This window comes from Mesorhizobium sp. RIZ17 (assembly GCF_051127865.1).
GTDB classification, from domain to species: domain Bacteria; phylum Pseudomonadota; class Alphaproteobacteria; order Rhizobiales; family Rhizobiaceae; genus Mesorhizobium; species Mesorhizobium humile.
The window spans coordinates 2797594-2823922 of record NZ_CP147861.1 but is presented as its reverse complement, the minus strand read 5'-3'; the positions used below and the strand labels follow the sequence as shown (position 1 = coordinate 2823922).

The 26329-nt window shown below is 64.6% G+C and carries 22 protein-coding genes; 14 read left to right on the top strand and 8 right to left on the bottom strand.

Annotated elements, in window-relative coordinates; all coding sequences use genetic code 11:
* Nucleotides 1-12 precede the first annotated feature (12 nt).
* Nucleotides 13-1032 carry an NAD-dependent epimerase gene (locus tag WDX12_RS13725; RefSeq protein WP_320298677.1) on the bottom strand — a complete coding sequence of 340 codons (1020 nt, stop codon included), beginning with the start codon at nucleotides 1030-1032 and terminating at the stop codon, nucleotides 13-15.
* A gap of 425 nt (nucleotides 1033-1457) precedes the next feature.
* On the opposite strand from WDX12_RS13725, the gene WDX12_RS13720 reads away from it, so the two are divergent.
* On the top strand, nucleotides 1458-1898 hold the full coding sequence (locus WDX12_RS13720) for a hypothetical protein (RefSeq protein WP_434725222.1): 441 nt from the start codon (nucleotides 1458-1460) through the stop codon (nucleotides 1896-1898).
* Nucleotides 1899-1987: 89 nt separating this feature from the next.
* Here the strand turns inward: WDX12_RS13720 and WDX12_RS13715 are convergent, their stop codons facing one another.
* Nucleotides 1988-3130 (bottom strand): NAD(P)/FAD-dependent oxidoreductase, encoded by a 1143-nt coding sequence (locus tag WDX12_RS13715; RefSeq protein WP_434725221.1) that lies wholly within the window; start codon nucleotides 3128-3130, stop codon nucleotides 1988-1990.
* Nucleotides 3131-3270: 140 nt separating this feature from the next.
* Nucleotides 3271-3936 carry a peroxiredoxin gene (locus WDX12_RS13710; protein ID WP_140543785.1) on the bottom strand — a complete coding sequence of 222 codons (666 nt, stop codon included), beginning with the start codon at nucleotides 3934-3936 and terminating at the stop codon, nucleotides 3271-3273.
* Between the two features lie 132 nt (nucleotides 3937-4068).
* On the opposite strand from WDX12_RS13710, the gene WDX12_RS13705 reads away from it, so the two are divergent.
* From WDX12_RS13705 to WDX12_RS13695, 3 genes are all read left to right on the top strand, one after another.
* Nucleotides 4069-5772 (top strand): BTAD domain-containing putative transcriptional regulator, encoded by a 1704-nt coding sequence (locus WDX12_RS13705; RefSeq protein ID WP_434725220.1) that lies wholly within the window; start codon nucleotides 4069-4071, stop codon nucleotides 5770-5772.
* A gap of 89 nt (nucleotides 5773-5861) precedes the next feature.
* Nucleotides 5862-6344, top strand: a complete 483-nt coding sequence (locus tag WDX12_RS13700; RefSeq protein WP_320298672.1) for a hypothetical protein — start codon at nucleotides 5862-5864, stop codon at nucleotides 6342-6344.
* Nucleotides 6345-6441: 97 nt separating this feature from the next.
* Entirely contained in the window at nucleotides 6442-7185 is a 744-nt protein-coding gene (locus WDX12_RS13695; RefSeq protein ID WP_434725219.1) for a pseudouridine synthase, read from the top strand.
* Between the two features lie 263 nt (nucleotides 7186-7448).
* On the opposite strand, the gene WDX12_RS13690 is transcribed toward WDX12_RS13695, so the two are convergent.
* Both WDX12_RS13690 and WDX12_RS13685 read right to left on the bottom strand, forming a co-directional pair.
* Entirely contained in the window at nucleotides 7449-8030 is a 582-nt protein-coding gene (locus WDX12_RS13690) for a histidine phosphatase family protein (protein WP_320298854.1), read from the bottom strand.
* A 124-nt stretch (nucleotides 8031-8154) separates the two neighbouring features.
* Nucleotides 8155-9489, bottom strand: a complete 1335-nt coding sequence (locus WDX12_RS13685) for a dicarboxylate/amino acid:cation symporter (protein WP_434725218.1) — start codon at nucleotides 9487-9489, stop codon at nucleotides 8155-8157.
* Nucleotides 9490-9726: 237 nt separating this feature from the next.
* Between WDX12_RS13685 and WDX12_RS13680 the strand changes: the two genes are divergently transcribed.
* From WDX12_RS13680 to WDX12_RS13670, 3 genes are all read left to right on the top strand, one after another.
* Nucleotides 9727-11592: an ATP-binding protein gene (locus WDX12_RS13680; protein WP_434725217.1), complete on the top strand. Its 1866-nt coding sequence runs from the start codon at nucleotides 9727-9729 to the stop codon at nucleotides 11590-11592.
* Complete coding sequence (locus WDX12_RS13675) at nucleotides 11589-12944, top strand: sigma-54-dependent transcriptional regulator (protein ID WP_434725216.1); 1356 nt, start codon at nucleotides 11589-11591, stop codon at nucleotides 12942-12944. The genes WDX12_RS13680 and WDX12_RS13675 overlap by 4 nt, the downstream gene beginning before the upstream one ends.
* A gap of 218 nt (nucleotides 12945-13162) precedes the next feature.
* Nucleotides 13163-13507 carry a hypothetical protein gene (locus WDX12_RS13670; RefSeq protein WP_320298858.1) on the top strand — a complete coding sequence of 115 codons (345 nt, stop codon included), beginning with the start codon at nucleotides 13163-13165 and terminating at the stop codon, nucleotides 13505-13507.
* A gap of 17 nt (nucleotides 13508-13524) precedes the next feature.
* On the opposite strand, the gene ggt is transcribed toward WDX12_RS13670, so the two are convergent.
* The 3 genes from ggt to WDX12_RS13655 form a co-directional block, all read right to left on the bottom strand.
* Nucleotides 13525-15264, bottom strand: coding sequence for a gamma-glutamyltransferase (ggt, locus tag WDX12_RS13665; RefSeq protein ID WP_434725215.1), 1740 nt, complete (start codon nucleotides 15262-15264; stop codon nucleotides 13525-13527).
* Nucleotides 15265-15501: 237 nt separating this feature from the next.
* Nucleotides 15502-16794, bottom strand: a complete 1293-nt coding sequence (gene rhaI, locus WDX12_RS13660) for an L-rhamnose catabolism isomerase (protein ID WP_434725214.1) — start codon at nucleotides 16792-16794, stop codon at nucleotides 15502-15504.
* A 91-nt stretch (nucleotides 16795-16885) separates the two neighbouring features.
* On the bottom strand, nucleotides 16886-18988 hold the full coding sequence (locus tag WDX12_RS13655) for a bifunctional rhamnulose-1-phosphate aldolase/short-chain dehydrogenase (RefSeq protein WP_434725213.1): 2103 nt from the start codon (nucleotides 18986-18988) through the stop codon (nucleotides 16886-16888).
* 188 nt (nucleotides 18989-19176) lie between these two features.
* Between WDX12_RS13655 and WDX12_RS13650 the strand changes: the two genes are divergently transcribed.
* The 7 genes from WDX12_RS13650 to WDX12_RS13620 all read left to right on the top strand — a co-directional run bounded on the left by WDX12_RS13650 (nucleotide 19177) and on the right by WDX12_RS13620 (nucleotide 26327).
* A complete protein-coding gene (locus WDX12_RS13650; RefSeq protein ID WP_320298862.1) occupies nucleotides 19177-19986 on the top strand; it encodes a DeoR/GlpR family DNA-binding transcription regulator in 810 nt (269 codons plus the stop codon).
* Between the two features lie 55 nt (nucleotides 19987-20041).
* Nucleotides 20042-21037 (top strand): rhamnose ABC transporter substrate-binding protein, encoded by a 996-nt coding sequence (rhaS, locus tag WDX12_RS13645; RefSeq protein ID WP_140647400.1) that lies wholly within the window; start codon nucleotides 20042-20044, stop codon nucleotides 21035-21037.
* A gap of 83 nt (nucleotides 21038-21120) precedes the next feature.
* Nucleotides 21121-22680, top strand: coding sequence for a sugar ABC transporter ATP-binding protein (locus tag WDX12_RS13640; RefSeq protein ID WP_434725212.1), 1560 nt, complete (start codon nucleotides 21121-21123; stop codon nucleotides 22678-22680).
* Nucleotides 22677-23654 (top strand): ABC transporter permease, encoded by a 978-nt coding sequence (locus WDX12_RS13635; RefSeq protein WP_434725211.1) that lies wholly within the window; start codon nucleotides 22677-22679, stop codon nucleotides 23652-23654. The genes WDX12_RS13640 and WDX12_RS13635 overlap by 4 nt, the downstream gene beginning before the upstream one ends.
* Entirely contained in the window at nucleotides 23651-24652 is a 1002-nt protein-coding gene (locus WDX12_RS13630; RefSeq protein WP_320298866.1) for an ABC transporter permease, read from the top strand. Before WDX12_RS13635 ends, WDX12_RS13630 begins: the two co-directional genes overlap by 4 nt.
* A complete protein-coding gene (rhaM, locus tag WDX12_RS13625) occupies nucleotides 24652-24966 on the top strand; it encodes an L-rhamnose mutarotase (protein ID WP_434725210.1) in 315 nt (104 codons plus the stop codon). The genes WDX12_RS13630 and rhaM overlap by 1 nt, the downstream gene beginning before the upstream one ends.
* On the top strand, nucleotides 24963-26327 hold the full coding sequence (locus WDX12_RS13620; protein WP_434725209.1) for an FGGY-family carbohydrate kinase: 1365 nt from the start codon (nucleotides 24963-24965) through the stop codon (nucleotides 26325-26327). Before rhaM ends, WDX12_RS13620 begins: the two co-directional genes overlap by 4 nt.
* The last annotated feature ends 2 nt before the right edge of the window (nucleotides 26328-26329 follow it).

Sequence of the window (26329 nt, the reverse complement as noted above, 5' to 3'; positions counted from 1 at the left end):
GCAGGAGCTCGATCAGACCTGGTAGAAATCCCGGTACCATTCCACGAAGCGCTGGACGCCGACCTCGATCGGGATCCTGGGCTTGAAGCCTATCACCTCTTCAAGCGAGGTGACGTCGGCATAGGTCGCAAGCACGTCGCCCGGCTGCAGCGGCATCAGGTTGCGGATCGCCTTGCGCCCAAGCGCGTCTTCCAGCACCTCGATCAGCCGGTTGAGCTCGACGGGCGAGCTGTCGCCGATGTTGTGGATCCTGAATGGCGCGGTGCTTGTCGCGGGATCGGGTGCTGCGCTTGTCCAATCGGGGTTGGGCGTCGCGGGATGCTGCATGACACGGATCACCCCCTCGACGATGTCGTCGATGTAGGTGAAGTCCCGCTGCATGTTGCCGTGGTTGAAAACGTCGATCGGCTGGCCGGCGAGGATGGCCTTGGTGAAGATGAACAAGGCCATGTCGGGCCGTCCCCACGGACCGTAGACGGTGAAGAAGCGCAGGCCCGTCGTCGGCAGCCCGAAAAGATGGCTGTAGGTGTGGGCCATCAGCTCGTTTGCTTTCTTGCTGGCGGCATAGAGGCTGAGGGGATGGTCGGCGGAATCATGCACCGAGAACGGCATGCGCGTGCTGCCGCCATAGATCGAGCTCGACGACGCATAGACGAGATGGCCGACCGAGGCCTGCCGGCATCCTTCCAGGATGTTGAGGAAGCCGTTGAGATTGCTTTGCACATAGACATGCGGATTGACCAGCGAGTAGCGGACGCCCGCCTGGGCGGCGAGGTTGACGACGATCTCCGGCGCGACCGACGCAAAGACCCCCGAGATGCCATCGCGGTCGGCGAGATCGGCGTGCTCGAAGCGAAAATTCGGGAACGCCTTCAGCCGCTCGAGCCGCGCCTGCTTCAGCGCGACGTCGTAATACTCGCTCATGGAATCGAGGCCGACGACCTGCCGGCCTTCGGCAAGCAGCCTGTGGCAAAGGTGAAAACCTATGAAACCGGCTGCGCCGGTGATCAGGATCGGCCTGCTCGACGTCATGCACACCCCTAACGCTGCAGCCTCAGGCCGGTCGAGAACTTGCGCCTTTTATGGCAGACCGGCGACGAATTCAACGATACGCTTTCTTCCACCGCTCCAATGCAATCCCGGCCACTAGGGCGGCAGTGAGGCCAAAGGCTGGAGCACCGCGCTCCATCGCTCCGGGACGAAGGCCGCCTCGTATATGTTTCAATCAGGTCGATCATGGCCGCCTTAGGGAACGATGCGGGCCGGAGGGCCCAGAAGGCCACCAGTATCCGACAGCGCAAATGCGATCTCAAGCCAATGCTTATATGCGAGCGCGGTCAGGGAACGGACCGGTCAAGGTGGAATGAGATTTTGCGCATTGGCGCCATTGAGGATTTGGTTTTCTTGGTAATCCTCCTTCGGTGGGGCAAACTGCCAGCGGGCTGTCAGGAGGAGAAATGAGAGCACGCGCGGCGACGGTCGGCGACCTGGAAGATGTGTTCCGTGGCCTGTCCAAGCGAATGTCGGACGAATATGTGGCGGCCGGCAAGGACAGCAAAAGCGCCTATGACAATCTGATGATGAACCTGAAGGAAGGCCGGGCGCATGCGCTCGCTCAGGACGACAGGACGGTGGCGATCATCGCCTGGCATGAGCACGCGGACGCCGCCGATACGCTCTTTGCCGCGCGGGAGGATTTCTTCAACGCTGCGACGGTCCGCTTCTGCAAGCGCCACATCCGCCATGTCCAGGCGCTTGCCGGCAACCTTCCCATACATTCGCGCAGCTGGCTGGACAGGCCCGACGTCGCAAAATGGTTCCGCGTGATCGGCTATGTCGACCGCGGACGGGAGAACGGCGCCACCCTGTTCGAGCTGCCGCCAGCCGCCAACAGCTGAGGCGATCCGCGGATCGCCTCCAGATTTGTCGCGCGCCGCCTTCCTGGCGGCTGCGCCCCGTGCCGCCCACGATTTCAGTTTTCACCGGCTCACGAGCCGAACCAACGCGACCGTCGACTCGAGCCGAACTTTTCCTTGTCGGCGCGTAGCGCCACCGAGGGCTCATGGTAGTTGCCGGTTGGCGCAGGGCCCGAAAAGAAATCGACCTCGACCTTGCCGATGCGGCCGCCGCCGAATTCGATGTAGCAGGTGCCGAAGCCGTCATAGAGCGTGCCGTTTCCGCTGCCACGCAGCTTGGCGATGAGTGCTGAGGCGACGGCGCGCGCGGCACCTTCGGCGAACACGCCGGCCTTCGGCGTCCCGGTGTTGGCGCCGTCACCGACCGCGTAGACATTCCGGTACTTCGTTTCGAGCGTGCGCGGGTTGACCGGGATCCAGCCGTTCTCCGACATGCCGCTTTCCAGCACGACCGGCGGCACGCGATGTTTGGGCACGCCTAGGAAAAGGTCGAACGGCATTTCGGTGCCGTCGTCGAGCATTGCCATGTTTCGGGTATTGTCGACCGAGGCGACGCGACGGCTGGGGATGAACTTGATGCCGCGCTCGGCGAAAGCCGCAAGCAGCGCCTTCGAGGTATCGGGCGACGGCGGCACCGGGCTGCCGAGCGGCAGCACCAGCGATATCTCGCAGGCCTCGCGCACGCCCTTTCGCATCAGGTAGTCATGCAGCATCAGCACGCATTCGCTTGGGGCCGGCGGGCATTTGTAGGGCGCGCCGCAGACGCCGACCATCGCCCTGCCCTTCTTGAAGCTCGGCAGCACGTCGCGCAGCCGCTCCGCGCCGGCAACCGTGTAGAACTCGTTGGTGCCCGACAGCCCAGGCGTGGCGTCGAAATCATATTCAGCGCCAAGCGCGACAATCAGGTAATCGGCATCGTAGACACCGTCGTCGGTGGTGACCCGGCGCCTCTCCGCATCGATCGCGGTGATGGTGCGCTTCAGCAGTTTCACTCCGGGCTTGGCGTAGCGGTTGTAGGGCAAGCGGACCGCCTCCGCCGCCTTCAGGCCGAACATCACGTCGAGCTTCGAAAAGCCGAACACGAAGGCGTCGCTCTTGTCGATGAGCGTGACGTCGACGCCGTCGCCCATCGCCTCGGACAGCAGCGTCGTCAGTTCGAGGCCGCCAAAGCCTGCACCCAGGACGACGATGCGCGGTTTGTTAGCAGTGCTCATCTCGGTTCCCCACCTCTTGGCGCCATGCCGATGCGCCGGATTGATTTTGCTCACTGTCTTTCCGTTGTGTGGCGGCGAGGATGTGTCTCTCACGCCCTCGCCGCCGATGCCCGTCGCCTAAAACCTCGATGCCCGACCTGTCAGGTCAGCACAGGCTGCGGCACGATGCGGATATAGGGCTTCGGTTCCTTCCAGCCCTGCGGATAGAGCTGCTTTGCTTCATCGTTCGACACCGAACCCGCGATGATGACGTCGTCGCCGGGCTTCCAGTTGACGGGAGTCGCCAGGCGATGCTTGGCCGTCAGCTGGAGGGAGTCCACGACGCGCAGCACCTCGTCGAAGTTGCGGCCCGTCGTCATCGGGTAGGATATGACGAGCTTGATCTTCTTGTCGGGGCCGATGACGTAGACGTTGCGCACCGTCTGATTGTCCGCGGCGGTGCGACCGTCGGCGCTGTTGCCGGCCGAGGCCGGAAGCATGTCGTAGAGCTGCGAGACGGCGAGCGTCGGGTCGCCGATCATCGGGAAGTTCGGCGCCATGCCTTGCGTCTCGGCGATGTCCTTCGCCCAGCCGGCATGCTTCTCGACCGGGTCGACGGACAGGCCGATGACCTTGACGCCGCGCTTGTCGAACTCGGGCTTGAGGCGCGCCATGTATCCGAGCTCGGTGGTGCAGACCGGCGTGTAGTCCTTGGGATGCGAGAACAGGATGCCCCAGTCCTTGCCCAGCCACTCGTGGAAGGAGATCGGGCCTTGCGTGGTGTCGGCGGTGAAGTCGGGGGCGATGTCTGCGATACGGAGTGACATGGTCATTTCCTTTCCGGTTGGAATTTGATTGCGCAGGCATATTAGGAAATCTATGTTCCGCCAGCGTTCCCCGACCACCGCCGGCTGGTGATGGCTTCGGCGCCGGCTCTCCTTCTTGCGGATGGTGCTTTGATGCGCGTTTCGATCCATCTGCTCGGCCGCTTCGCCGTCAGTGTCGACGGCCGGGCGATACCGGGGGGCGACTGGCGACGCGACCGCGCCGCCGCGCTGGTCAAGCTGCTGGCGCTGAAGCCCGCGCATCGCATGCACCGCGAGCAAGTGATGGAGACGTTCTGGCCCGACGCCGACCCGGAAGCGGCCGGCGGGAGCCTGCGCAAAGCCGTCCATTTCGCGCGCCGCGCGCTCGGCGCCCATGAACTCATCGAGATCGGCAACGACATCATCGCGCTTGCACCGGATGCGGAGCTCGACATCGATAGCGAAAACTTCGAGGCGGCCGCGAAAGCGGCGCTCCGAGGCGGCGACAAAAGCACTTTCGAACAGGCGGCCGACCTCTATGGCGGCAGGCTTTTGCCCGATGATCTTTTCGTCGAATGGCTCGACACTCCCCGCGCGCAGATACAGCAACGCTACAGCGACCTGTTGCGCGCCGGCGGCTTGTGGCAGCGGCTCATCGCGCTCGACCCGGCCGACGAGCAGGCACAATGCGCGCTGATGCAGGCCGCGCTCGATGCCGGCAACCGCGTCGAGGCAATCCGCCAGTTCAACCAGCTTCGCGACAATTTGCATGCCGAACTCGGCGTCGGGCCGAGCGCCGCGACCATCGCGCTCTACGAGAAGGCGCTGGCGCTCTCAGGCACGGAGACAGTCAGCCCCTCGGAGCGCATCCGCACCTCGCTCGCCTGGGGCCTGGTGCACCTGCAGAGCGGCGAGTTCGACAAGGCGAGCCAGATCGCGCGGCAGACACGCGATCTCGCGCTGGGCGCCAATTTGCCGCGCGAGGTCGGCGAGGCGAGCGCACTGCTGGGACTTGCCTCGATGATGCAGGCGCGATGGCCGCAGCTGTTCCGGTCCGAATTCATCGAGTGGGTCCGCGCCAAGCCGGCCTTCGTGCAACATGTCTTCGATGGACATCTGTGCCTGTCCGAGTTCTGTCTGTGCAGCGCCAAAGGCCATGCCGAAGTCGCGGGGCTGGCCGAGGAACTGCTCGCTGTCGCCGAGGAGGCGGAATCGAACGCCGGACGCGGTCTCGCCTGCCTGCTCCTCGGAGAGGCGGCGTTGTTTTCGGGCGAGCTCGACAAAGCCGAGCAATTCCTCACCGAGGCCGAGCGACTGCTCCTCGAGGCGGACGCGGTTGCCGGCCGCGTGCTGGCGATCGAGCGGTTGGCCGAGATCGCCCTGGAGCGCGGTCAGAAATGGCGAGCCAGCCGCCTGATCCAGCGCGGCCTCACCGATGCCGAGCGTTCCTGGCTTTCGCCGCATCTCATCATGCGCATGCAGGCGCTGGCGGTGCGGGCGGCATCGACGCCGAAAATGGTGGCCGAGGAGATCCTCGCCGGCGACAGGCTGTTGACGCCGGGCGCCTGCCAGCCATGCTCGATGGCGTTGCGCACCGCCTCGGCGATCGCGCTTGCCGAGTCAGGCGACCTGGAACAGGTCGAACGCCGCCTGAACGACGCCGAACGCATCGCCGGCATGTGGCAAGGCGGACCCTGGGCGGCCGCCCTTTGGGAAGCGCGGGGCGTGCAACGGCGGGCACAGGACAAGGAAGTGCGCGCGCTCGCCGCCTTCGAGGAGGCGGCCGGCCGCTACGAAGAGCTTGGGCGGCCCCGCGACCAGGCTCGATGCCTGGCGCGGATGGGAAGCCACGGCTGATCTTGCGCCGGAGGCCAATCGGCGAGATGGTAAGGCAGGCAGCCGGGGGCGCTGGCACGCCCGGATATGCATGGCTGCTGGAAATCGAGATGTCGCGCGCTTGCCTGGCCCTTGTTGCCCTGGTTGCCCTGATGGGACCGACAGAGGCGAGCGAGCGAGCGTCTCACCTGCTCGACGGCGACGAGCTGGCAACGACTTACTCGGGCGAATCCGACCTCGTGACCGCCTATACGACCGGAATGGCGCGCTATCGCCTGCTGCTCGCCGGAGTTGCCGGCACAGCCGACCTCGCCGCGCCTCTCGAACCTCTGGCTTTGCGGCCTGAATTCCAGCAGCGGACATGGCGCTCGGCGGATGGCAGCCTGCTGCAGGGCTTTGCCGGCAAGGGCGGCTTCCGGCTGACCACAGGCAACTGCCTGGGCCGCATCTGCGTGGCCAGCGAGTGCAGCGAGGCCGGCTGGCCGCTTTACGCCTGCAGCGACGGACGCAAGCGCAAGATGTCGGTCAAGAGCTTCGTGACGGCAACGTTCGACGGCATCCCCTACCGACGGCTGAGCGCGCCGCAGGAGTGAAATTGGCGACCCGAACCGGGCAATGGAGCCGCTTGCACTAATCTCGCCGAGCGTGGCATCGGTTGCGGCGTTTTGAGAAAGTTCGAAGACAAAGACCGTGGCACGCCAACCCGACCGACGATCAGCAACCCCAAAGGTCAGCCTCAGCCGAGCGCTCTCCAAGCTTGGCTTCTGCTCGCGCACGCAGGCCGAGCGTCTCGTCGCCGAGGGGCGGGTACAGGTCGGCGGCAAGACGGTGCGCGATGCCTTGCTGCGCATCGATCCCGACCGTGACCGCATCACCGTCGACGGCGAGCGCATCGTTGCCGAGCGCAAGGTCTATCTGATGCTCAACAAGCCGCGCGGGCTGGTCACGACCCGCGATGACCCGGAAGGCCGCGGCACCGTCTATGACTGCCTGGAAGGGCTCGACCTGCCCTTCGTATCGCCCGTCGGCCGCCTCGACAAGGCGAGCGAAGGCCTGCTTTTGATGAGCAACGACACGCGCTGGGCGAACGGTTTGCTCGACCCTGCCTCGCATGTCGCCAAGACCTATCATGTGCAGATCGCGGTCGCGCCCGACGAGGCGATGCTGGAGCGATTTCGCCAAGGAGCGGTCGTCGACGGCGAGTTGCTCGCCGCAAGCTCGATCGCGCTGTTGCGCAGCGGCGGGCGGACAGCTTGGCTGGAGATCGTGCTCGACGAGGGCCGCAACCGCCAGATCCGCAGGCTGCTCGGCGCTTTCGACATCGAGGTGCTGCGGCTGATCAGGGTGGCGATCGGCGGTCTGCAGCTGGGCGAACTTGCCAAGGGTCAGGCGCGGCACCTTACCGCCGAGGAGCTGGCGATACTTGTTGCTTAATGGGTGCGCCCCCGAACTTCGCCATCCACGGCGGAGCGGGAGCGAAGCGGACGCGCAGACCCGAGGATCCATGCCGTGACCTCGCGCACGGAGTAAAGACGGCGTAAGACAGGGATCGTTCTGGACCGCCGCAACGCGTATAGGTAACGGCATGGATTCTAGGGTCTGCGCCGCGTCGCTTCGCTCCTTGCTCCGCCCTAGAGTGACGAGGCTGCGGGGTTTCGCCCAATCTCCAGAGGCAACTGTGCTGCCATCCAGCAGGACTACTTCTGGTTCCACCGCCGGATCACCGGCTCGGTCAAATCGTGCTCGTAGCCGAGGATGCTGAGGCTGGCGGTATCGAGCACGAAATGCTCGCCACCCTCCGGCGGCAGGCCGACCCAGCGCGATGCGAAGACACGCAGGAAATGCGAGCTGGAGAAGATCAGCACATTGCCGGCCACCGCGCGCAGCCCGGCGATGACGGCGTCGGCGCGGGCGCCGACGTCGGCCGCCGTCTCGCCGTCTGGGCAGCCGTCGCGAAACAACTGCCAGCCAGGGCGCTTCGACAGGATCTCCTTGGTCGTCACGCCTTCGTAAGCGCCATAGTCCCATTCCTGCAGATCCGGCTTCTTGACCGCGCGCGCGCCGAAGCCGGCGAGCCGACAAGTGTCGAAGGCGCGCTGCGAGGGGCTCGACCAGACCGCCTGGAAAGTCAGCCCCTTGAGCCGATCGGCGACGCCGCGCGCCGCCTCCTCGCCTCTCGCTGTCAGCGGGATGTCGGTGCGGCCGGTATGCCTGCCCGAGGCGCTCCACTCTGTCTCGCCATGGCGAACAAGATAGATCTCGGGATACGCGCTGCTCATCGACCACCCTCTCGGCTGAATGTTTTGCCGAGAATCCGGCTCGCGCAGCCTATGCGGCGGCCGACAAAAAGAACAGGCCGCGGCGACTGCCGCGACCTGCTGCGCATCGGGAGGATGCGGGTGATCAGGCGGGCTGCAGGCCGCCCGACAGCGCAAGGTCGGCCTCCTCCGGCAACTGGCCAGCCATGGCAGCGGCGAATTGCTTCTGGTCGAGCTCGCCTTCCCAGCGCGCCACGACGATTGTCGCCACGGCGTTGCCGACGAAGTTGGTGAGCGCGCGGCATTCCGACATGAAGCGGTCGACGCCGAGGATCAGCGCCATGCCGGCGACGGGCACCGAGGGCACGACCGAGAGCGTGGCGGCCAGCGTGATGAAGCCGGCGCCGGTGATGCCGGCAGCACCCTTGGAGCTCAGCATGGCGACGAGCAGGAGCAGGATCTGGTCGCCGAAGGTAAGCGGCGTGTCGGTCGCCTGGGCGATAAACAGGGCCGCCAGCGTCATGTAGATGTTGGTGCCGTCGAGGTTGAAGGAATAACCGGTCGGAATGACGAGACCGACGACCGAACGGTTGCAGCCGGCGCGCTCCATCTTGGCCATCAAGCCGGGAAGTGCCGCCTCGGACGACGAGGTGCCGAGCACCAGAAGCAGTTCCTCCTTGATGTAGCGGATCAGCGCCAGGATGGAGAAGCCGTTGTACCATGCCACGGTGCCGAGAACGACGAGCACGAAGAGCAGCGACGTCAGATAGAAGGTGCCGATCAGCATGGCGAGGTTGGCGATCGAGCCGATGCCATATTTGCCGACGGTGAAGGCCATGGCGCCGAAGGCGCCGATGGGGGCTGCCTTCATCAGGATGGCGACGAGGCGGAAGACCGGGGCGGTCAGCGCCTGCAGGAAATCGACGACTGGGCGGCCACGCTCGCCGACCAGCGCCAGCGCTATGCCGAACAGCACCGAGAAGAACAGCACCTGCAGGATGTCGCCCTGGGCGAAAGCGCCGGTGATGGTGTCGGGGATGATGTTCATCAGGAAGCCGACGATCGAAGTGTCATGCGCCTTCTCGGTGAAGGTTGAAACCTTCGAGGGATCGAGGGTCGCGGGATTGATGTGCATGCCGGCGCCGGGCTGGATGACGTTCGACACGACGAGACCGACGACGAGCGCCAATGTCGAGAAGACGAGGAAATAGATCATCGCCTTGCCGGCGACGCGGCCGACCTTGTGCAGGTCGGAAACACCGGCAATGCCGGTCGCCACGGTGAGGAAGATCACCGGCGCGATGACCATCTTGACCAGCTTGATGAAAGCATCGCCAAGCGGCTTCAGCGAGGCGCCCAGGTCGGGGTAGAAATGTCCAAGCAGGATGCCGGCGGCGATCGCCACCAGGACCTGCACATAGAGATGCCGGTAAAAGGGAACCTTGCCGCGCGGTTCGGCGGCAGCGATTGCTGTCTGCATGATGTCCTCCGTTCGGCCCCCGATCGAGAACGCTCGACCTCCCAGGGGGCAGTTGACCTCCACAGCCTCGCGGCTGCTTCAGATGTGTTTGCAATGGGCGTGCCAGATTGCGCCCGGCGTTCCGCTTCGTTGATTTTTCTGGCTTTTTCGATCTTCTACGTATCTTTTCAGCGGCATCAGTGCGATTATCCGCATAGGTCGAATTGCGCTTTGTGCGAAATCATGCACAGATGCGGCATGCTGCAACGCCCTGCCGCTGCCCTCGCCCCGACGCCCGAACTGCTTGCCGGGCGGGCGCGTCGTGCCTGGCTGCTGTTCGCGGCGGTGGCGCTGCTGATCGTGCTCGCGGCGCTCTACGGTGCCGGGCTCTACGGCCGCTCGACCGAGATAGAGGCTTTGACCACCCAAGGGCGCACCGACGCCAACCTCAAGGTCGCGCTGCTGCGCGCGGTGCTGGAAAACCCGCGCGCGCTGCCGCTGCTGCTATCGGAAGACCAACAGGTGCATGACGCGCTAAGCGAGCGCAGCCCCGCATCGATCGATGTCTTGAACCGCAAGCTTGAAGGACTGGTGTCGGGCACCAAAGCCTCGGTGCTCTATGTCACCGGCACGGACGGTCTGGCGATCGCCTCCAGCAACTGGCGCGAGCCAGTGAGCTTCGTCGGCAACGACTATGGTTTTCGCGCCTATTTCTCGGGCGCGATGGAAACCGGCACGGCCGAATATTTCGCGCTCGGCAATGTCAGCAAACGCCCCGGTCTCTACATCTCGCGCCGCGTCGACGGCGCTTCGGGGCCGCTCGGCGTCGTCGTGGTCAAGATGGAATTCGACCAGCTCGAGTCCGACTGGCGCGAGGCGAACCGGCCGGCCTATGTCAGCGATGCGCATGGCGTGGTGCTGATCACCAGCGTCCCTTCCTGGCGCTTCATGACGGTCGCGCCGCTGGCTGCTCCGGTCACGGCCGACATCCGCGCCAGCCAGCAATTCGGCGATGCGCCGCTGGTGGCCTTGCCGATCACGAAGCCACAACCGCTCAGCCCCGATGTCGCGCTTGTCCATGCCATCACGCCTGGCGGCAGCGACGCCGAATACCTGCGGCTGTCGACCGCCGTGCCGTCGACGCCCTGGCGCCTCGACTATCTCGTTCCCGCCGAAGCACCGGTCGCGGCGGCGCAGCGCGAAATGCGGCTCCTGGTGCTGGGCGTCCTCGTGCCGCTCATCGCCTTTGCCGCCTATCTGTTGTGGCGGCGGCAATCCGGGCAGATGCGGATTGCCGCCGAACAGGCCGCGCGCGCCGAGCTCGAGCGCCGCGTCGTCGAGCGCACGCAGGATCTGAGCCTGGCGCGCGACCGGCTGCAGGCCGAGATCGTCGACCACCGCAGCACCGAAGCCAGGCTGCAGGTAATGCAGCAGGAGCTGGTGCAGGCCAACCGGCTTGCAACGCTCGGCCAGGTCGCCGCCGGTGTCGCGCATGAGATCAACCAGCCGGTGGCGACGATCCGCGCCTATGCCGACAATGCCCGCGTCTTCCTCGAACGCAAGCAGAGCGCCTCAGCCGAGGAGAACCTTGGCGCCATCGCCGCGCTGACCGAGCGCATCGGCTCGATCACCGAGGAGCTGAAAGCCTTCGCTCGCAAGGGCCGCACAGCGGCCGAGCCGGTGGAGCTGCGCGGCGTGATCGAAGGCGCCGTGGTGCTGCTCAGGAGCCGCTTCGCCGGCCGGCTGGATGCGCTGACGATCACGCTGCCGCCGCCGGCGCTGAAGGTGATGGGCAACCGGCTGCGGCTGGAGCAGGTGCTGATCAACCTGTTCCAGAACGCGCTGGAGGCGCTCGACGGCCGCGACGACGCGAAAGTCGAGGTTTCGGCGACTGCGGCCGGCGATGACGTCGCGCTCATGGTCTTGGACAACGGCCCGGGCATCCCGCCCGCGATCCTGAAGTCGCTGTTCACGCCCTTCAACACCTCCAAGGAAAAAGGCCTCGGGCTCGGCCTCGTCATCTCCAAGGACATCGTCGCCGACTATGGCGGGCGCATCGAGGTTTCGAGCAGCGGCCAGGGCACACGCTTCACCATCCATCTGTCGAAAGCCGGCGCAGCATGACCAATCACGATTCAGCACCGGTCATCCTGATCGATGACGACAGCGATCTGCTCAAGGCGACAAGGCAGACGCTGGAGCTTGCCGGCTTTGCGGTGTCGGCCCACGCGGTAGCGAGCGAAGCGCTGGCGGCGCTCGACAGGAATTTCGCCGGGGTGGTGGTGTCGGACATCCGCATGCCGGAGATCGACGGACTGCAGCTTTTCGACCGCGTCTTGCAACTCGACCCCGATATTCCCGTGATCCTGGTCACCGGCCATGGCGATATCGCGATGGCCGTCAAGGCGATCAAGGACGGCGCCTACGACTTCATCACCAAGCCTTTCGCCACTGAGCGGCTGGCGCAGAGCGTTGCCCGTGCCGCCGAGAAACGCCGCCTAGTGATGGAAAACCGCGCCTTGCGCGAGGCGGCCGAGCAGGCCCAGGAAGGATTGCCGCTGATCGGCCAGACGCCGGCCATGGAGCGGCTGCGCCGAACGCTGCGGCAGATCGCCGACACCGATGTCGACGTGCTGGTGACCGGCGAGACCGGCTCCGGCAAGGAGGTGGTGGCTGGCCTGCTGCACCGCTGGAGCCGACGCGCCAAGGGCAATTTCGTCGCGTTGAACTGCGGCACGCTGCCGGAGACGGTCATCGAGAGCGAATTGTTCGGCCATGAAGCCGGCGCCTTCACCGGCGCACAGAAGAAGCGCGTCGGCCGTATCGAGCATTCAAGCGGCGGCACGCTGTTCCTCGACGAGATCGAAAGCATGCCGGCCTCGACGCAGGTGCAGATGCTGCGCGTGCTCGAAATGCGTGAGGTGACGCCGCTCGGCACCAATGAGGTGCGACCGGTTGACCTGCGCGTCGTTGCCGCCGCCAAGGTCGATCTCGGCAACGCCAGCCAGCGCGGCAATTTCCGCGAGGATCTCTACTACCGGCTCAATGTGGTGACGCTTTCGATCCCGCCGCTGCGCGAGCGGCGGGACGACGTGCCGCTGTTGTTCGGTTACTTCGCCGAGCGTGCTGCCGCCCGCTTCCGGCGCCCTGTGCCCGCGATCTCCGCCGCGATCCGGCGCCATCTCGGCGACCATGACTGGCCCGGCAATGTGCGCGAACTCGCCCATTTCGCCGAACGCTTCGTGCTCGGGCTGGACGATGTTGCCGCTGCGTTTTCCCCCGCGGCAATGGAGATCGACACCTCCATGCCCTTGCCTGAACGGCTCGATCGTTACGAAGCCGAAATCATCCGCGAGACACTTGGTCGCAATGACGGCGACGTGCGCCGCACCATCGAGGCGCTCGGCATTCCGCGCAAGACCTTCTACGACAAGCTGCAGCGGCACGGCATCGTGCGCAGCGATTTTTCCAGGTAGGTCAAGGCCAGAGACGGAGCATGATGTCGTCCGAAAACCGCTTCACACTTTTCGGCATCATGCTCAGGGAACCGCAACGCAGCTTCCGCCGTTGAAATCGACCGGGAAACCGTGGCACTCGGGCATCAGCCGGGCGGCGAACGCATCGCCGCGGCGGCGTTGCCGGGTTGCGCTCGGCAGGCGTTGATGGTTTGTTGCCGCCCAGCGGAGAACGAATAATGCGCGAATCCCTCGGTCAAGACGAATACGGCTCGACCAACCCTTTCGACCCGGACGACCTGCCCAATCTCAATGCGATGGGGCCGGCGATGGGCGGCGGCAATGATTTCGAGAAATACGCGGTCGCCGTCATCATCGTCTTCGGCGCGCTGATCATCGGCGGCCTGATGGCCGCCTCCATGTCGTTCGGCCACCGCAACGGCTTCCTGTTCGCGCTTGGCGGCGCCACGGCTGCCTGGATCTCGGGCAATGCGCTGCTGCTCGACCGGCCGCGCATCTATGCGCTGTTCGTGGCCATCGCCGCCGTGATGCTGATCGCTTCGACCATCACGCTGGTGACCTGACCTCGGCATAGGCCCGATCAATACCCCAAGGCTTCGCCTGCTGCCGCGCGGCTGTCGATGGCGCCGTTGTAGCGCGCGCCGCCACCCTTCTCGATTTCGCCGAGGCTCTTGCCGCCGACCAGAATGCCGGCGGCCTGCCCCCAGGTCTGGTCGCTCAGATCGAGATGATAGCCCATGCCGGCAAGCAGCCGCTCCGTGTCCGGCGAAAGCCCGAAAGGCTCGACATAGACCGTGTCCGGCAGCCATTGATGATGGATGCGCGGCGCGTCGATCGCCTGCTGGATGTCCATGCCGTGGTCGATGACGTTGACGATCGCCTCCAGCGTGATGGTGATGATGCGCGAACCGCCCGGACTGCCTATGACCATGAACGGCTTGCCGTCCCTCGTGACGATCGTCGGGCTCATCGAGGATAAAGGCGTCTTCTTCGGCTGGATGGCATTCGCCTCGCCCTGAACTAGGCCATACAGGTTCGGTACGCCGGGCTTCTGGGTGAAGTCGTCCATCTCGTTGTTGAGCAGGATGCCGGTGCCATCGGCGACGACGCCGGCGCCGAAGGAGCCGTTCAGCGTATAGGTGACCGCGACGGCGTTGCCGTCATTGTCGATGATCGAATAGTGAGTGGTTTCCTTCGACTCGCCGAAGCCTTTCGGCATCAGGTCCTTCGACACGCCGGCGCGGAACGGATCGATCTTGTCGCGGATGTCTTTCGCGTAAGCCTTATCGAGCAGCTTCGAGACCGGGTTGTCGACGAAATCCGGGTCGCCCAGCGCCGAGTTGCGGTCGACATAGGCATGGCGCATGGCCTCGACCATGACATGGACTGTCTCGGCGGAACCCGAGCCGAGATAGTCGAGCGGATAGCCTTCCAGCACGTTGAGGATTTCGCAGATGATGACGCCACCGGAGCTCGGCGGCGGCGAGGAGATGATCTCGTAGCCGCGATAGGAGCAGGTCACAGGCTTCAGCTCGCGCACGGCATATTGCTCGAAATCGCCCTTGGCGAGGACGCCGCCCTTGGCGCCGCTCGCCTTGACGATGGCATCGGCGATCGACCCTTTGTAGAAGGCGTCCGGCCCCTTTTCCGAGATCGCCGAAAGCGAGGTGGCAAGGTCCGGCTGAACGAGCTTCTCGCCGATACCATAGGGCTTGCCGTCCTTTTTCAGGAAGATGGCGGCGGCCGCGGGATCCTTCGCCAGCCGCGCGGCGCTGCCGGCAAAGGAAGCCGCGTCGCCCTGGTTGAGCACGAAGCCGTCTTTGGCGTAGGCGATTGCCGGCGCCATCAGATCCTGTCTTGAGAGAGTGCCGTATTTCTCACGCGCCATCTCGAAACCGGCCACCGAGCCCGGCACGCCGACGGCGAGATAGCCGTCGAGGCTGGCGCCCTTCACCGGATTGCCGTCCTTGTCGAGATACATGGTCTTGGTGGCGGCGAGCGGCGCGCGCTCGCGGAAATCGAGGAAGGTCGTGCGGCCGTCCTTCATGCGCACGGTCATGAAGCCGCCGCCGCCTATATTGCCGGCATTGGGATAGACCACGGCAAGCGCGTAGCCGACCGCGACAGCGGCATCGACCGCGTTGCCGCCTTTCTTCAGCACGTCGACGCCGACTTCGGTGGCGAGATGCTGGGCGGTCACCACCATGCCGTGCTCACCCTTGGCGGGCGCCGGTGAAGCGGCGAAGGCGATGGTCGATGGCGTGAGGGTAATTGCGAGCGAAAGGATGACGCCGATCAGCGTCCGACGAGTCAAGGGCATGGCGGTGCTCCTGGCGTTGGGGACGCCTAGGAAAGACCGTCAGGGCGAATTAGTCCAATAATAATTGAAGCAGCGAGAGAGACCCCCTCACCCGGATTGCCAAGTCGAATTGCAAGGGCAATTCGGGCAATCCGACCTCTCCCCCGGGGAGAGGAGCTTGCGACGGTGTTGACCTCTTCTCCCCTGGGGGAGAAGGTGGCCGCGCAGCGGTCGGATGAGGGGGCCTGGCTCGGCCTATCAGACGATGCCGCCGCCACCGCCCGCAACCGCCGGCCGTTCCGCCGCGACCTTGGCCCGGTAACCGGCCTCACGATAGGCAGCGACGGGATCGACGGCGCCGCCGGTCCTCAGCCTCGCCATGGCGAGGATCGGCTCGACGTCGGTGCGGTAGGCAGCTTTCAAAGTCTGCGTCGCCATCAGCGCATCATTGGCGTCCTGAAAACCCTCAAGCGCCTTGCGGTCGACCAGCAGCGCCTGCGCATAGGCGCGCTGCACCTCGACCGCCGACAGCATCAGGCTTTCGATCGGGTCGGTGACGTTGTGGCTCTGGTCGAGCATATGGGCGGGGTTGAAGCCCTTGGCGCCCGAAAGCTCGGCGTCGACCAGCTCGTTGAAGACGAGGAACAGCCGGTAGGGATCGATGGACCCGGCGTCGAGGTCGTCGTCACCATATTTCGAATCGTTGAAGTGGAAGCCGCCGAGCTTGCCGAACTGGATCAGCCGCGACACGATCATCTCGATGTTGACGTTGGGCGCGTGATGGCCGAGGTCAACCAGGCAGAAGGCCTTGTCGCCGAGTTCCCTGGCGATGATGTAGTTGGTGCCCCAGTCCTGCACGACCGTCGAATAGAAAGCCGGTTCGTACATCTTGTGCTCGGTGAACAGCCGCCAGTCGTCGGGCAGTCCGGCATAGATTTCGCGCATGGCATCGAGATAGCGTTCGAAGGCTCTTGCGAAATTGACCTGACCGGGGAAGTTCGAGCCGTCGCCGATCCACACCGTCAGCGCCTTGGAGCCCAGCGTCCTGCCGATCTCTATGCATTCGAGATTATGCTCGACCGCCTGATGGCGCGTGCCGGCATCGGCGTGTGACAGCGAGCCGAACTTGTAGGAGCGTTCCTGATCCTTCGCGTCGGAGAAGGTATTCGAGTTCATCGCGTCGAAGCCGAGGCCGAAGCGCAAGGCCGCCTGCTTCAGCCGGTTCGGATCGGCCTTGTCCCAGGGAATGTGCAGCGAGACGGTAGGTGTGGCCTGCGTCAGCTGGCTGATGACGGCGCAATCCTCGATCTTGTCGAAGATGTCGCGCGGCTCGCCGGCGCCGGGGAAACGGGCAAAGCGCGTGCCGCCGGTGCCGACGCCCCAGGACGGGATCGCCACGCCGAACTTTTCGACCTTGTCGCGGATCGCGTCGATGGCGATGCCACGGCGGTCGAGGCGTTCGCCGAGGGAGGCGTAGTCGCGCTCGAGGTCGGGTTTGCGCGCGGCGTTGTGGCTGGCGACGAGGTCGGCCGAGATGATCGTTTCGGACATGCAATTCCTCCCAGAACTCGTTCGGCTGGCGCTGCCCCTCATCCGCCTGCGGCACCTTCTCCCCGTTGAACGGGGAGAAGGGAAAGCGCGCTTAGCGCGTGAAGCTTTGCGCGTTGCCGGCGTCGACGTTGACGATGTTGCCGGTCGACTTGGCCGACATGCCAGAGGCGAAGAAGTAGATCGCTTCGGCGATGTCTTCCGGGAAGACCGAGCGCTTCAGCATCGAGCGCGAGCGGTAGTGTTCCTCAAGATCGTCGGTCGACATCTTGTAGGCCGCGGCGCGCTGTTCCTTCCACTCGCCGGTCCAGATCTTGGAGCCGCGCAGCACGGCGTCCGGATTGACGACGTTGACCCTGATCTGCGCTTCCGCGCCTTCCAGCGCGAGGCAGCGGGCAAGGTGGATCTCAGCCGCCTTGGCTGTGCAATAAGCGGACGCATTCGGCGAAGCGGCGAGCCCGTTCTTGGAGGCGACGAAGACGACATTGCCGCCGATCTTCTGGGCGCGGAACAGCCGGAAGGCCTCGCGCGAAACCAGGAAATAGCCAGTGGACAGGATGTCCATGTTCTTGTTCCACAAGGCCAGTGTCGTCTCCTCGATCGGCGCCGAGGAGGCGAGGCCGGCATTGGAGACGAGGATGTCGATGCCGCCGAACTCGACCGAAGTCTCGGCAAAGCCGGAAAGCACCTGGTCCTCGGAGGTGACATCGATCCGCACTGGACGGACGAAGTCTCTTCCGAACGCCTTCGACAGCTCTTCATTGGCGCTGGCCAATGCCGCTTCGTCGATATCGGCGAGCACAACGCAGGCGCCTTCGCGCAGCAGCCGGTTGGCGGTGGCGCGGCCGATGCCGCCGGCGCCGCCGGTGACCAGCGCGATCTGGCCGGCCAGCGCCTTCGGCTTCGGCAGGCGCTGCAGCTTGGCCTCCTCGAGCTGCCAGTATTCAATGTCGAAGGCTTCCTGCGCCGGCAGGCCGACATAGGACGAGACCGTCGAGGCGCCACGCATGACGTTGATGGCGTTGACGTAGAACTCGCCGGAGATGCGCGCCGTCGCCTTGTCGCCGGCGAAGGTGAACATGCCGACGCCGGGCATCAGATAGACCACGGCGTTGGGATCGCGGATGGCCGGCGAGTCCGGATGCTTGCAGCTGTCGTAATAGGCCTGGTAGCCGACGCGGTATTCGGCAATGTCGTCGGCGAGCCGCGCGATGACGGCGTCGATATCGGGCTTTGCCGGATCGAACTCGATCACCAGCGGCCGGATCTTGGTGCGCAGGAAGTGGTCGGGGCATGAGGTGCCGAGCGCCGCCAGCGGTCGCAGGTCCTTGGAGTTCACGAATTCGAGCACGGCGGGCTGATCGTCGAAATGGCCGAGCTTGTGGCTCTTTTCAGAGATCAGGCCGCGGATCCTTGGCATCAGCTTGGCCGCGATGGCGCGGCGCGCCGGAGCATCGAGCGACTTGACCGCTTCACCGCCGAAGATTGCCACGCCTTCCGACCGACGCTCGAACCATTCGATCGCCTGGTTGATCACCGAGATCGTCGTTTCGTAGCATTCCTTCGGCGTGTCGCCCCAGGTGAACAGGCCATGGCTTTCGAGCACGACGCCCCTGGCGTCGGGGTTTTCGAGGCAGAATTTCTCCAGCCATAGGCCAAGCTCGAAGCCCGGTCGCTTCCAGGGCAGCCAGCCGATGGCGTCGCCGAAGATCTCCTTCGTGATCGCCTTAGAATCCTTGGCCGCCGCGACCGCGATGATGGCGTCTGGATGCATGTGGTCCACGCAAGGCTTCGGCACGTAAGCGTGCAGCGGCGTGTCGATCGAGGCCGCGCGCGGATTGAGGTTGAAGGTGCAGTGGGGCAGGTAGCCCACCATCTCGTCCTCATGCTCGACGCCGCGATAAAGAGCTTTGATGGCGCGCAACTTGTCCATGTAGAGCGTAGCGAAACCGTCAAGCTTGATCGAGGCGCTGTCGCCGCCGGAGCCCTTGACCCACAGGACCTCGACGTCCTCGCCGGTGAGCGGGTCCTTCTGCCGGACCTTCGACGAGGTGTTGCCGCCGCCATAGTTGGTGACGCGCTTGTCGGATCCTAGCGTGTTCGAGCGATAGACCAGGAGCTCGGGACCGCTCATCCCCTCGGCTTTTGCATCGTCCCACAGATTGGCGAGGCGCGAGCCGGAGCGCTTGTCGAGCATAGGTATCCTCCCTTGGAGCGCGAACGCCGCGCCCCTCATTTCTCGCCGGGAATGTCTACGCAAGCGCCGCACTTGTCAATCACAAACGATCAATATCGATCATATTGCACTGCACAATGAAAATATTTGATCGGAAATGATTGACACTGCGCGTTTTCTAAGGCCTGATGCCTGGGCAGGGAGGAACCATGCACGAGAAAGAGCGCCACAGGATCATTCTGTCCGCCGTCCAGGAAAAGCCTGTGGTGACGGTGCAGGAGATGGTCGAGCTGACGGACTCCTCCGAAGCGACGATCCGGCGCGATATCGCGGCGCTGCATGTCCAGAAGCGCCTTCGCCGAGTGCGGGGCGGCGCCGAGGCGATCTCGCCGCCGCAGTTCATCGGCCTTGCCGGCCGGCCCTTCTCCGTCAACGAGACGCTGAACGCCGCGCAGAAGCGGGCGATCGCGCGGGAAGCGGTCAACCTTTGCACGGACGGCGAGCCGATCATCATCAATGGCGGCACCACCACGTTCCAGATGGTGCATTTCCTGACCGGACGCCGCATGCCGATCTTCACCAATTCGTTCCCGATCGCCGAGCATCTGCTCAAGCACTCCAAGAACACGGTGATGCTGTCGGGGGGCACAATCTACCGCGAGCAGAACATCATCCTGTCGCCCTTCGACAATGACGTGACGCGCAACTTCTATGCGCGTCGCATGTTCATGGGCGCGCAAGGGTTGGGCCCGCTCGGGCTGATGGAAGGCGACCCGCTGCTGATCCAGGCCGAGCAGAAGCTGATCGACCAGGCCGACGAATTGGTGGTGCTGGTCGATTCCTCGAAATTCCGCATGCGCTCCAGCCTGATCCTGTGCGGGCTGTCGCGCATCGCGACCGTGATCACCGACGATGGCATCGAGGACCGCGAGGCCAAGATGCTGGAAACGGCGGGCGTGGCGCTGATCGTCGCCCGCAGACAGTCAAGCGAGAAGGAAGAATCTTCACTGCAGGCCTGAGGGAAACTCACGCCCGCAGCGGCGATGGAATGCAACGCTCAAGGGAGGATATTCGATGAGCTTTTTGAAGAAACTGCTGGTCACGGCGGCCTTTTCCGCCGCCATGTTCGTGAATGCCGCCTATGCCGAGAACGTCAAGATCGCGCTGGTGGTGAAGTCGCTCGGCAACGGCTTCTTCGACGCCGCCAACAAGGGCGCCGAGGAAGCGGCCAAGGAACTGGGCGATGTCGACGTCATCTACACCGGCCCGACCAAGGCGACCGCCGAAGCGCAGATCGAAGTGATCAATTCGCTGATCGCGCAGAAGGTCAACGCGATCGCCGTTTCGGCCAATGACGCCGACGCGCTGGTGCCGGTGCTGAAGAAGGCGATGGAGCGCGGCATCACCGTCATCTCATGGGATTCCGGCGTCGCCAAGGAAGGCCGCCAGCTCCACCTCAATCCGTCCGACACCGGCCTGATCGGCGAGACCATCATCAAGCTCGCCGCCGACTACCTGCCGGAAGGCGGCGACGTCGCGATCCTGTCGGCCTCCTCGACGGCGACGAACCAGAACGCCTGGATCGAAGCGGCCAAGAAAGTGCTGCCGGAGAAGTTCCCGAAGATCAAGCTGGTCGCCACCGTCTATGGCGATGACGACTCGGCCAAGAGCACCGACGAAGCCAAGGGCCTGTTGAAGTCCTACCCGAACCTCAAGGCGATCATCGCGCCGACCACAGTTGGTGTTGTAGCGGCTGCGCAGGTCGTCACCGACGAGAACCTGATCGGCAAGGTCAACGTCACCGGCCTCGCCCTGCCGTCGGAGTTCAAGAAGTTCATCGACAATGGCGCCAGCCAGGCGGTTGCGCTGTGGAACCCGATCGATCTCGGCTATTCGGCGATCTATCTCGCCCATGACCTGGCGGTGAAGAAGGAAGAGGCGAAGCCCGGCGCCACGCTGTCGATCGGCCGCGTCGGCAAGGTGACGCTCGACGACACCAACTCGGCCGCGATGGCTCCGCCCTTCCAGTTCGACAAGACCAACATCGAGAAGTTCTCCAAGATCTATTGATCCTGGTCGACTTAACGCTCATGCGGCGGGACAACTGTCCCGCCGCATCCTCAAACGGACCTTCTCTCAGGGCCTGATACGATATGGACACGACAGCCCAGCGCAAAGCGGAGACGGAGCGACCCCAGCCCTCTGGCCCCTCCCAAAGCGCCTCTCCGCGCCTGACGCTCTCAGGCATCTCGAAAAGTTTCCCGGGCGTGCGCGCACTGCACAATGTCAGCCTGTCGCTCTATCCCGGTCAGGTAACGGCGCTGATCGGCGAGAACGGCGCCGGCAAGTCGACGCTGGTCAAGATCATGACCGGCATCTACCAGCCCGATTCAGGCGAGATCGGCATTGACGGCCAGGCCACGACGCTGCCCAGCGCGCATGCCGCCTTCGGCCACGGCATCACCGCCATCCATCAGGAAACCGTGCTGTTCGACGATCTTTCGGTCGCCGAAAATATCTTCCTCGGCCACGCGCCGCGCACCCGCTTCGGCACCATCGACTGGCGCACCATGCGCAGACAAGCCCGCGAGGTGCTGGAGACGATGCGCGCCGGCCATATCGACGCCGACGCGCGATTGAAGGACCTCGGCATCGCCAACAAGCACCTCGTGGCTGTCGCCCGCGCCATGTCGATCGACGCGCGCATCGTCATCATGGACGAGCCGACCGCGGCGCTTTCGATGAAAGAAATCGAGGAGCTTTTCCTGCTCATCGAATTCCTGAAGAGCGAAGGCAAGGCCGTGCTCTTCATCAGCCACAAGTTCGACGAGATCTACCGCATCGCCGACCGCTACACCGTCTTCCGCGACGGCGAGATGGTCGGCGAAGGCCTGCTCAAGGACACCGGCCAGAACGAGATCGTGCGCATGATGGTCGGCCGCAACGTCGACCACATCTTTCCGCAGCGCGAGCCGAAGATCGGCGCGCCGGTGCTGTCCGTCTCCGGCCTGTCGCATCCGACCGAATTCGACGACATCGGCTTCGAGCTGCGCAAGGGCGAGATCCTCGGTTTCTACGGGCTGGTCGGCGCCGGCCGCAGCGAGGTCATGCAGGCGGTCGCCGGCATCACCCGCACCAACCGGGGCACCATCTCGCTCGACGGCCAGTCGATCGCGCCGAGATCGGCGGCCGACTCGATCGAGGCCGGGATCGTCTATGTGCCGGAAGAACGCGGAAAACAGGGCGTGGTGATCGGCCTGCCGATCTTCCAGAACGTGTCGCTGCCGTCGCTGGCGCGCACCTCGAAATCCGGCGTGCTGAGGCTGGCGGAAGAATTCTCGCTCGCCCGCTCCTACACCGAACGGCTCGATCTGCGCGCCTCATCGCTCAGCCAGGATGTCGGCACGCTTTCGGGCGGCAACCAGCAGAAGGTGGTCATCGCCAAATGGCTGGCCACAACGCCCAAGGTGATCATCCTCGACGAGCCGACCAAGGGTATCGACATCGGCTCCAAGGCCGCCGTGCACGGCTTCATGGCCGAGTTGGTCGCGCAAGGCCTTTCGGTGATCATGGTCTCGTCGGAACTGCCCGAAATCCTCGGCATGTCGGACCGCGTCGTGGTCATGCGCGAAGGCCGCATCGCGGCGACGTACGACAACAAGGGGCTGGACGCCGAAACGCTGGTTCGAACGGCAGCGGGGATCGCGGCATGAAGAGCTTCCTCAAATATCGCGAGATCTGGCTGCTTGCCGGCATCGTCGTGCTGATCGGGCTGATCTCGACGCGCTTTCCCGGCTTCGCCGACCCCGCCAATCTGCGCCAGGTGTTCAACGACACCTCCATTTTGATGATCCTGGCACTTGGCCAGATGGTGGTGATCCTGACGCGCTCGATCGACCTGTCGATGGCCTCCAATCTCTGCTTCACCGGCATGGTGGTGGCGATGCTCAACGCCGCGCATCCGGCGATACCGATCTCGGTGCTGATCGTCATCGCTCTCGCCGTCGGCCTCGTGCTCGGCGCGATCAACGGCTTGCTGGTGTGGCGGCTGAACATCCCGTCGATCGTGGTGACGCTGGGCACGCTGACCATCTATCGCGGCGCCACCTTCGTCGTTTCGGGCGGCGCCTGGGTCAATGCCGACCAGATGAGCCCCGACTTCATCAATTTCCAGCGCGCCGTCTTCCTCGGCCTGCCGGTGCTGTCCTGGATCGCGATCATCGTGATCGCGCTGTTCTTCCTGGTGATGACGCGGACCGCGATTGGCCGCTCGATCCACGCCATCGGCGTCAACCCGACGGCGTCGGTCTATGCCGGCATCGATGTCGGCCGCACCAAGTTCATCGTCTTTTGCATTTCCGGCATGATCGGCGGGCTCGCCGGTTATCTGTGGATCTCACGCTACGTGATCGCCTCGGTCGAGGTCGCCAACGGCTATGAGCTCAACATCATCGCCGCCTGCGTCATCGGCGGCATCTCGATCGCCGGCGGCATCGGCTCGGTCGGCGGCGCGGTGCTGGGCGCGCTGTTCCTCGGCATCATCTCCAACGCACTGCCGGTCATCAACATCTCGCCCTTCTGGCAGATGGCGATCTCGGGCAGCGCCATCATCCTGGCCGTGGTGCTCAATGCGCGCGGCGAACGCCGGCAGGGCCGCATCATCCTCAGAAAGGCGGAAGCGGCATGACCGACGCCCCTCACCCGCGCCATATCCCCGACCGGCTCGACAAGCCGCTGTCCTCGGCGATCTTCTCCTGGGAGGCGCTGCTCGTCGTCATCGCGGTCGCCATCTTCGCTGTGAACAGCTTCGCCTCGCCCTACTTCCTCGACCCGTGGTCGCTGTCGGACCTTACCTTCAACTTCACGGAAAAAGGGCTGATCGCTTTAGCCATGGCGCTGCTGATCATCTCCGGGGAGATCGACCTTTCGGTCGCGGCGATTGTGGCTTTAGCCTCGACGATGATGGGCATGGCCGTGCAGGCCGGCGCCGGCACGCCGGTGCTGGTGGCGATCGGCATCGTCGTCGGCTTGGGCTGCGGCGCGTTCAACGGGCTGCTGGTCACCCGCCTCGGCCTGCCGTCCATCGTCGTCACCATCGGCACGATGAGCCTGTTTCGCGGCATCGCCTTCATCATCCTCGGCGACCAGGCCTACAAGGGCTATCCGGAAAGCTTCGCCTTCTTCGGCCAGGGTTACGTCTGGTGGGTATTCTCGTTTGAGCTGGCGCTGTTCCTCGTCGCGGCTTTGATCTACTGGTTCGTGCTGCACCGCACGGCTTTTGGCCGTCGCGTCTTCGCCATCGGCAACAATCCGGTCGCCTGCCAGTTCTCCGGCGTGCGCGTTGCCCGCATCAAGTTCATCCTGTTTTGCCTGACCGGGCTGATGTCGGGCATAGCCTCTGTGCTGATCACGTCACGGCTCGGTTCGACGCGGCCGTCGATCGCGCAGGGCTATGAGCTGGAAGCCATCACCATGGTGGTGCTGGGCGGCGTCTCGATCCTCGGAGGCGCCGGCAGCATCCTCGGCGTCGTGCTTGCCGCCTTCATCATGGGGCTGGTGACGTTCGGGCTCGGCCTGCTCAACGTGCCGGGCATCGTCATGTCGATCTTCATCGGCCTGTTGCTGATCATCGTCATTGCGCTGCCGATCGTCTGGCGGCGACTGCGCGAAGGGCGCTTCGCCTGATGGAAAAATACGCCTTCAAGATGAAGCTCAATCCCGGGATGAAAGCCGAATACAAGCGTCGCCATGACGAGATCTGGCCTGAGCTGGTGGCGCTGCTGAAGCGGGCCGGCGTCTCCGACTATTCGATCCACCTCGACGAGGAGACCGACATCCTGTTCGGCGTGCTTTGGCGCCGTGACGATCACGACATGGCGGACTTGCCCAAGCATCCGGTGATGCAGCGCTGGTGGGCGCATATGGCCGACGTCATGGAAACCAAAGCCGACAACGAACCGGTGGCGGCGCCGCTGGAAACGTTGTTCCATATGGCATGATCCGCCACGTCGCCGTCATCGACATCGGCAAGACCAACGCCAAGGTGGCGCTGGTCGATCTCACGACGCTGAGCGAAATTGCGCTGCGCCGCACGGCGAACTCGCCGGTGCGGCACGCGCCCTACCCGCACCACGATGTCGAGGCGCTGTGGACGTTCATCTTGAACAGCCTGACCTATCTCGACGGCGAACGGCGGATCGACGCCATTTCGATCACCACGCATGGCGCGACCGGCGCGCTGGTGGACGCCTCAGGCGAACTGGTGCTCCCGGTGCTCGACTATGAGTTCGACGGTCCCAATTGGCTTGCGGCCGACTACGACGCCGTCCGCCCGCCCTTTGCCGAGACCGGCACGCCGCGGCTGCCGATCGGCCTCAATCTCGGCGCGCAGCTCTTCTGGCAGCAGAAGTGGTTCCCAGCGGAATTCGCCAGGGCCGCCGCGATGCTGATGTACCCGCAATATTGGGCGCTGCGGCTGACCGGCGTCGCAGCCAACGAGGCGACGTCGCTCGGCTGCCACACCGATCTGTGGAACCCCTGGACCTCCGACTATTCCTCGCTGGTCGACAAGATGGGGTGGCGCCAACTGATGGCGCCGGTGCGGCCGGCAAAAGACCGGCTTGGTCCAATCCTGCCAGCGCTTGCGCGACGCACCGGGCTCGACGAGCAGACTCCGGTGTTCTGCGGACTGCACGATTCCAACGCCTCGCTGCTGCCGCACCTCTTGTCCGACGCACCGCCGTTCTCCGTCGTCTCGACCGGCACATGGGTAGTGTCGATGGCGGTGGGCGGCAGCAAGGTCGAGCTCGACCCGGCACGCGACACGCTGGTCAATGTCAATGCGCTCGGCGACCCGGTGCCGTCGGCGCGCTTTATGGGCGGACGCGAGTTTTCGCTGCTGACCGAGGGTCAGCCACAGGAATGGAGCGAGGCCGACGTTGCCGACGTGCTGACGCGGAAAGCTCTGCTACTGCCTTCCACTCAGTCGGGTTCCGGACCATTCCCGCACCGAACCGCGCAATGGGCCAATGCCGAAGGCCTGAATAGTGGCCAGCGTTTCGCCGCCATCTCGTTCTATCTGGCGCTGATGACCGCGACCTGCCTGGAGCTGATTGGCGGCGACGGGCCGACAACCGTCGAGGGACCGTTCGCGCAAAACCCGCTTTTCAACTGCATGCTGGCGGCAGCGACGGGACGACCGGTCGCTACGTCGGAGACCTCGACGGGCACCAGCATCGGGGCGGCATTATTGGCCTCAGATGGTGTGACCGTGATGAGCAAGGGTGAGCGCACCGCACCGCCAGTCGAGCGCGCCTGGGGCGAATACGTGTTGGCGTGGCAGCAGGCCGTGAAGCTCTAAGC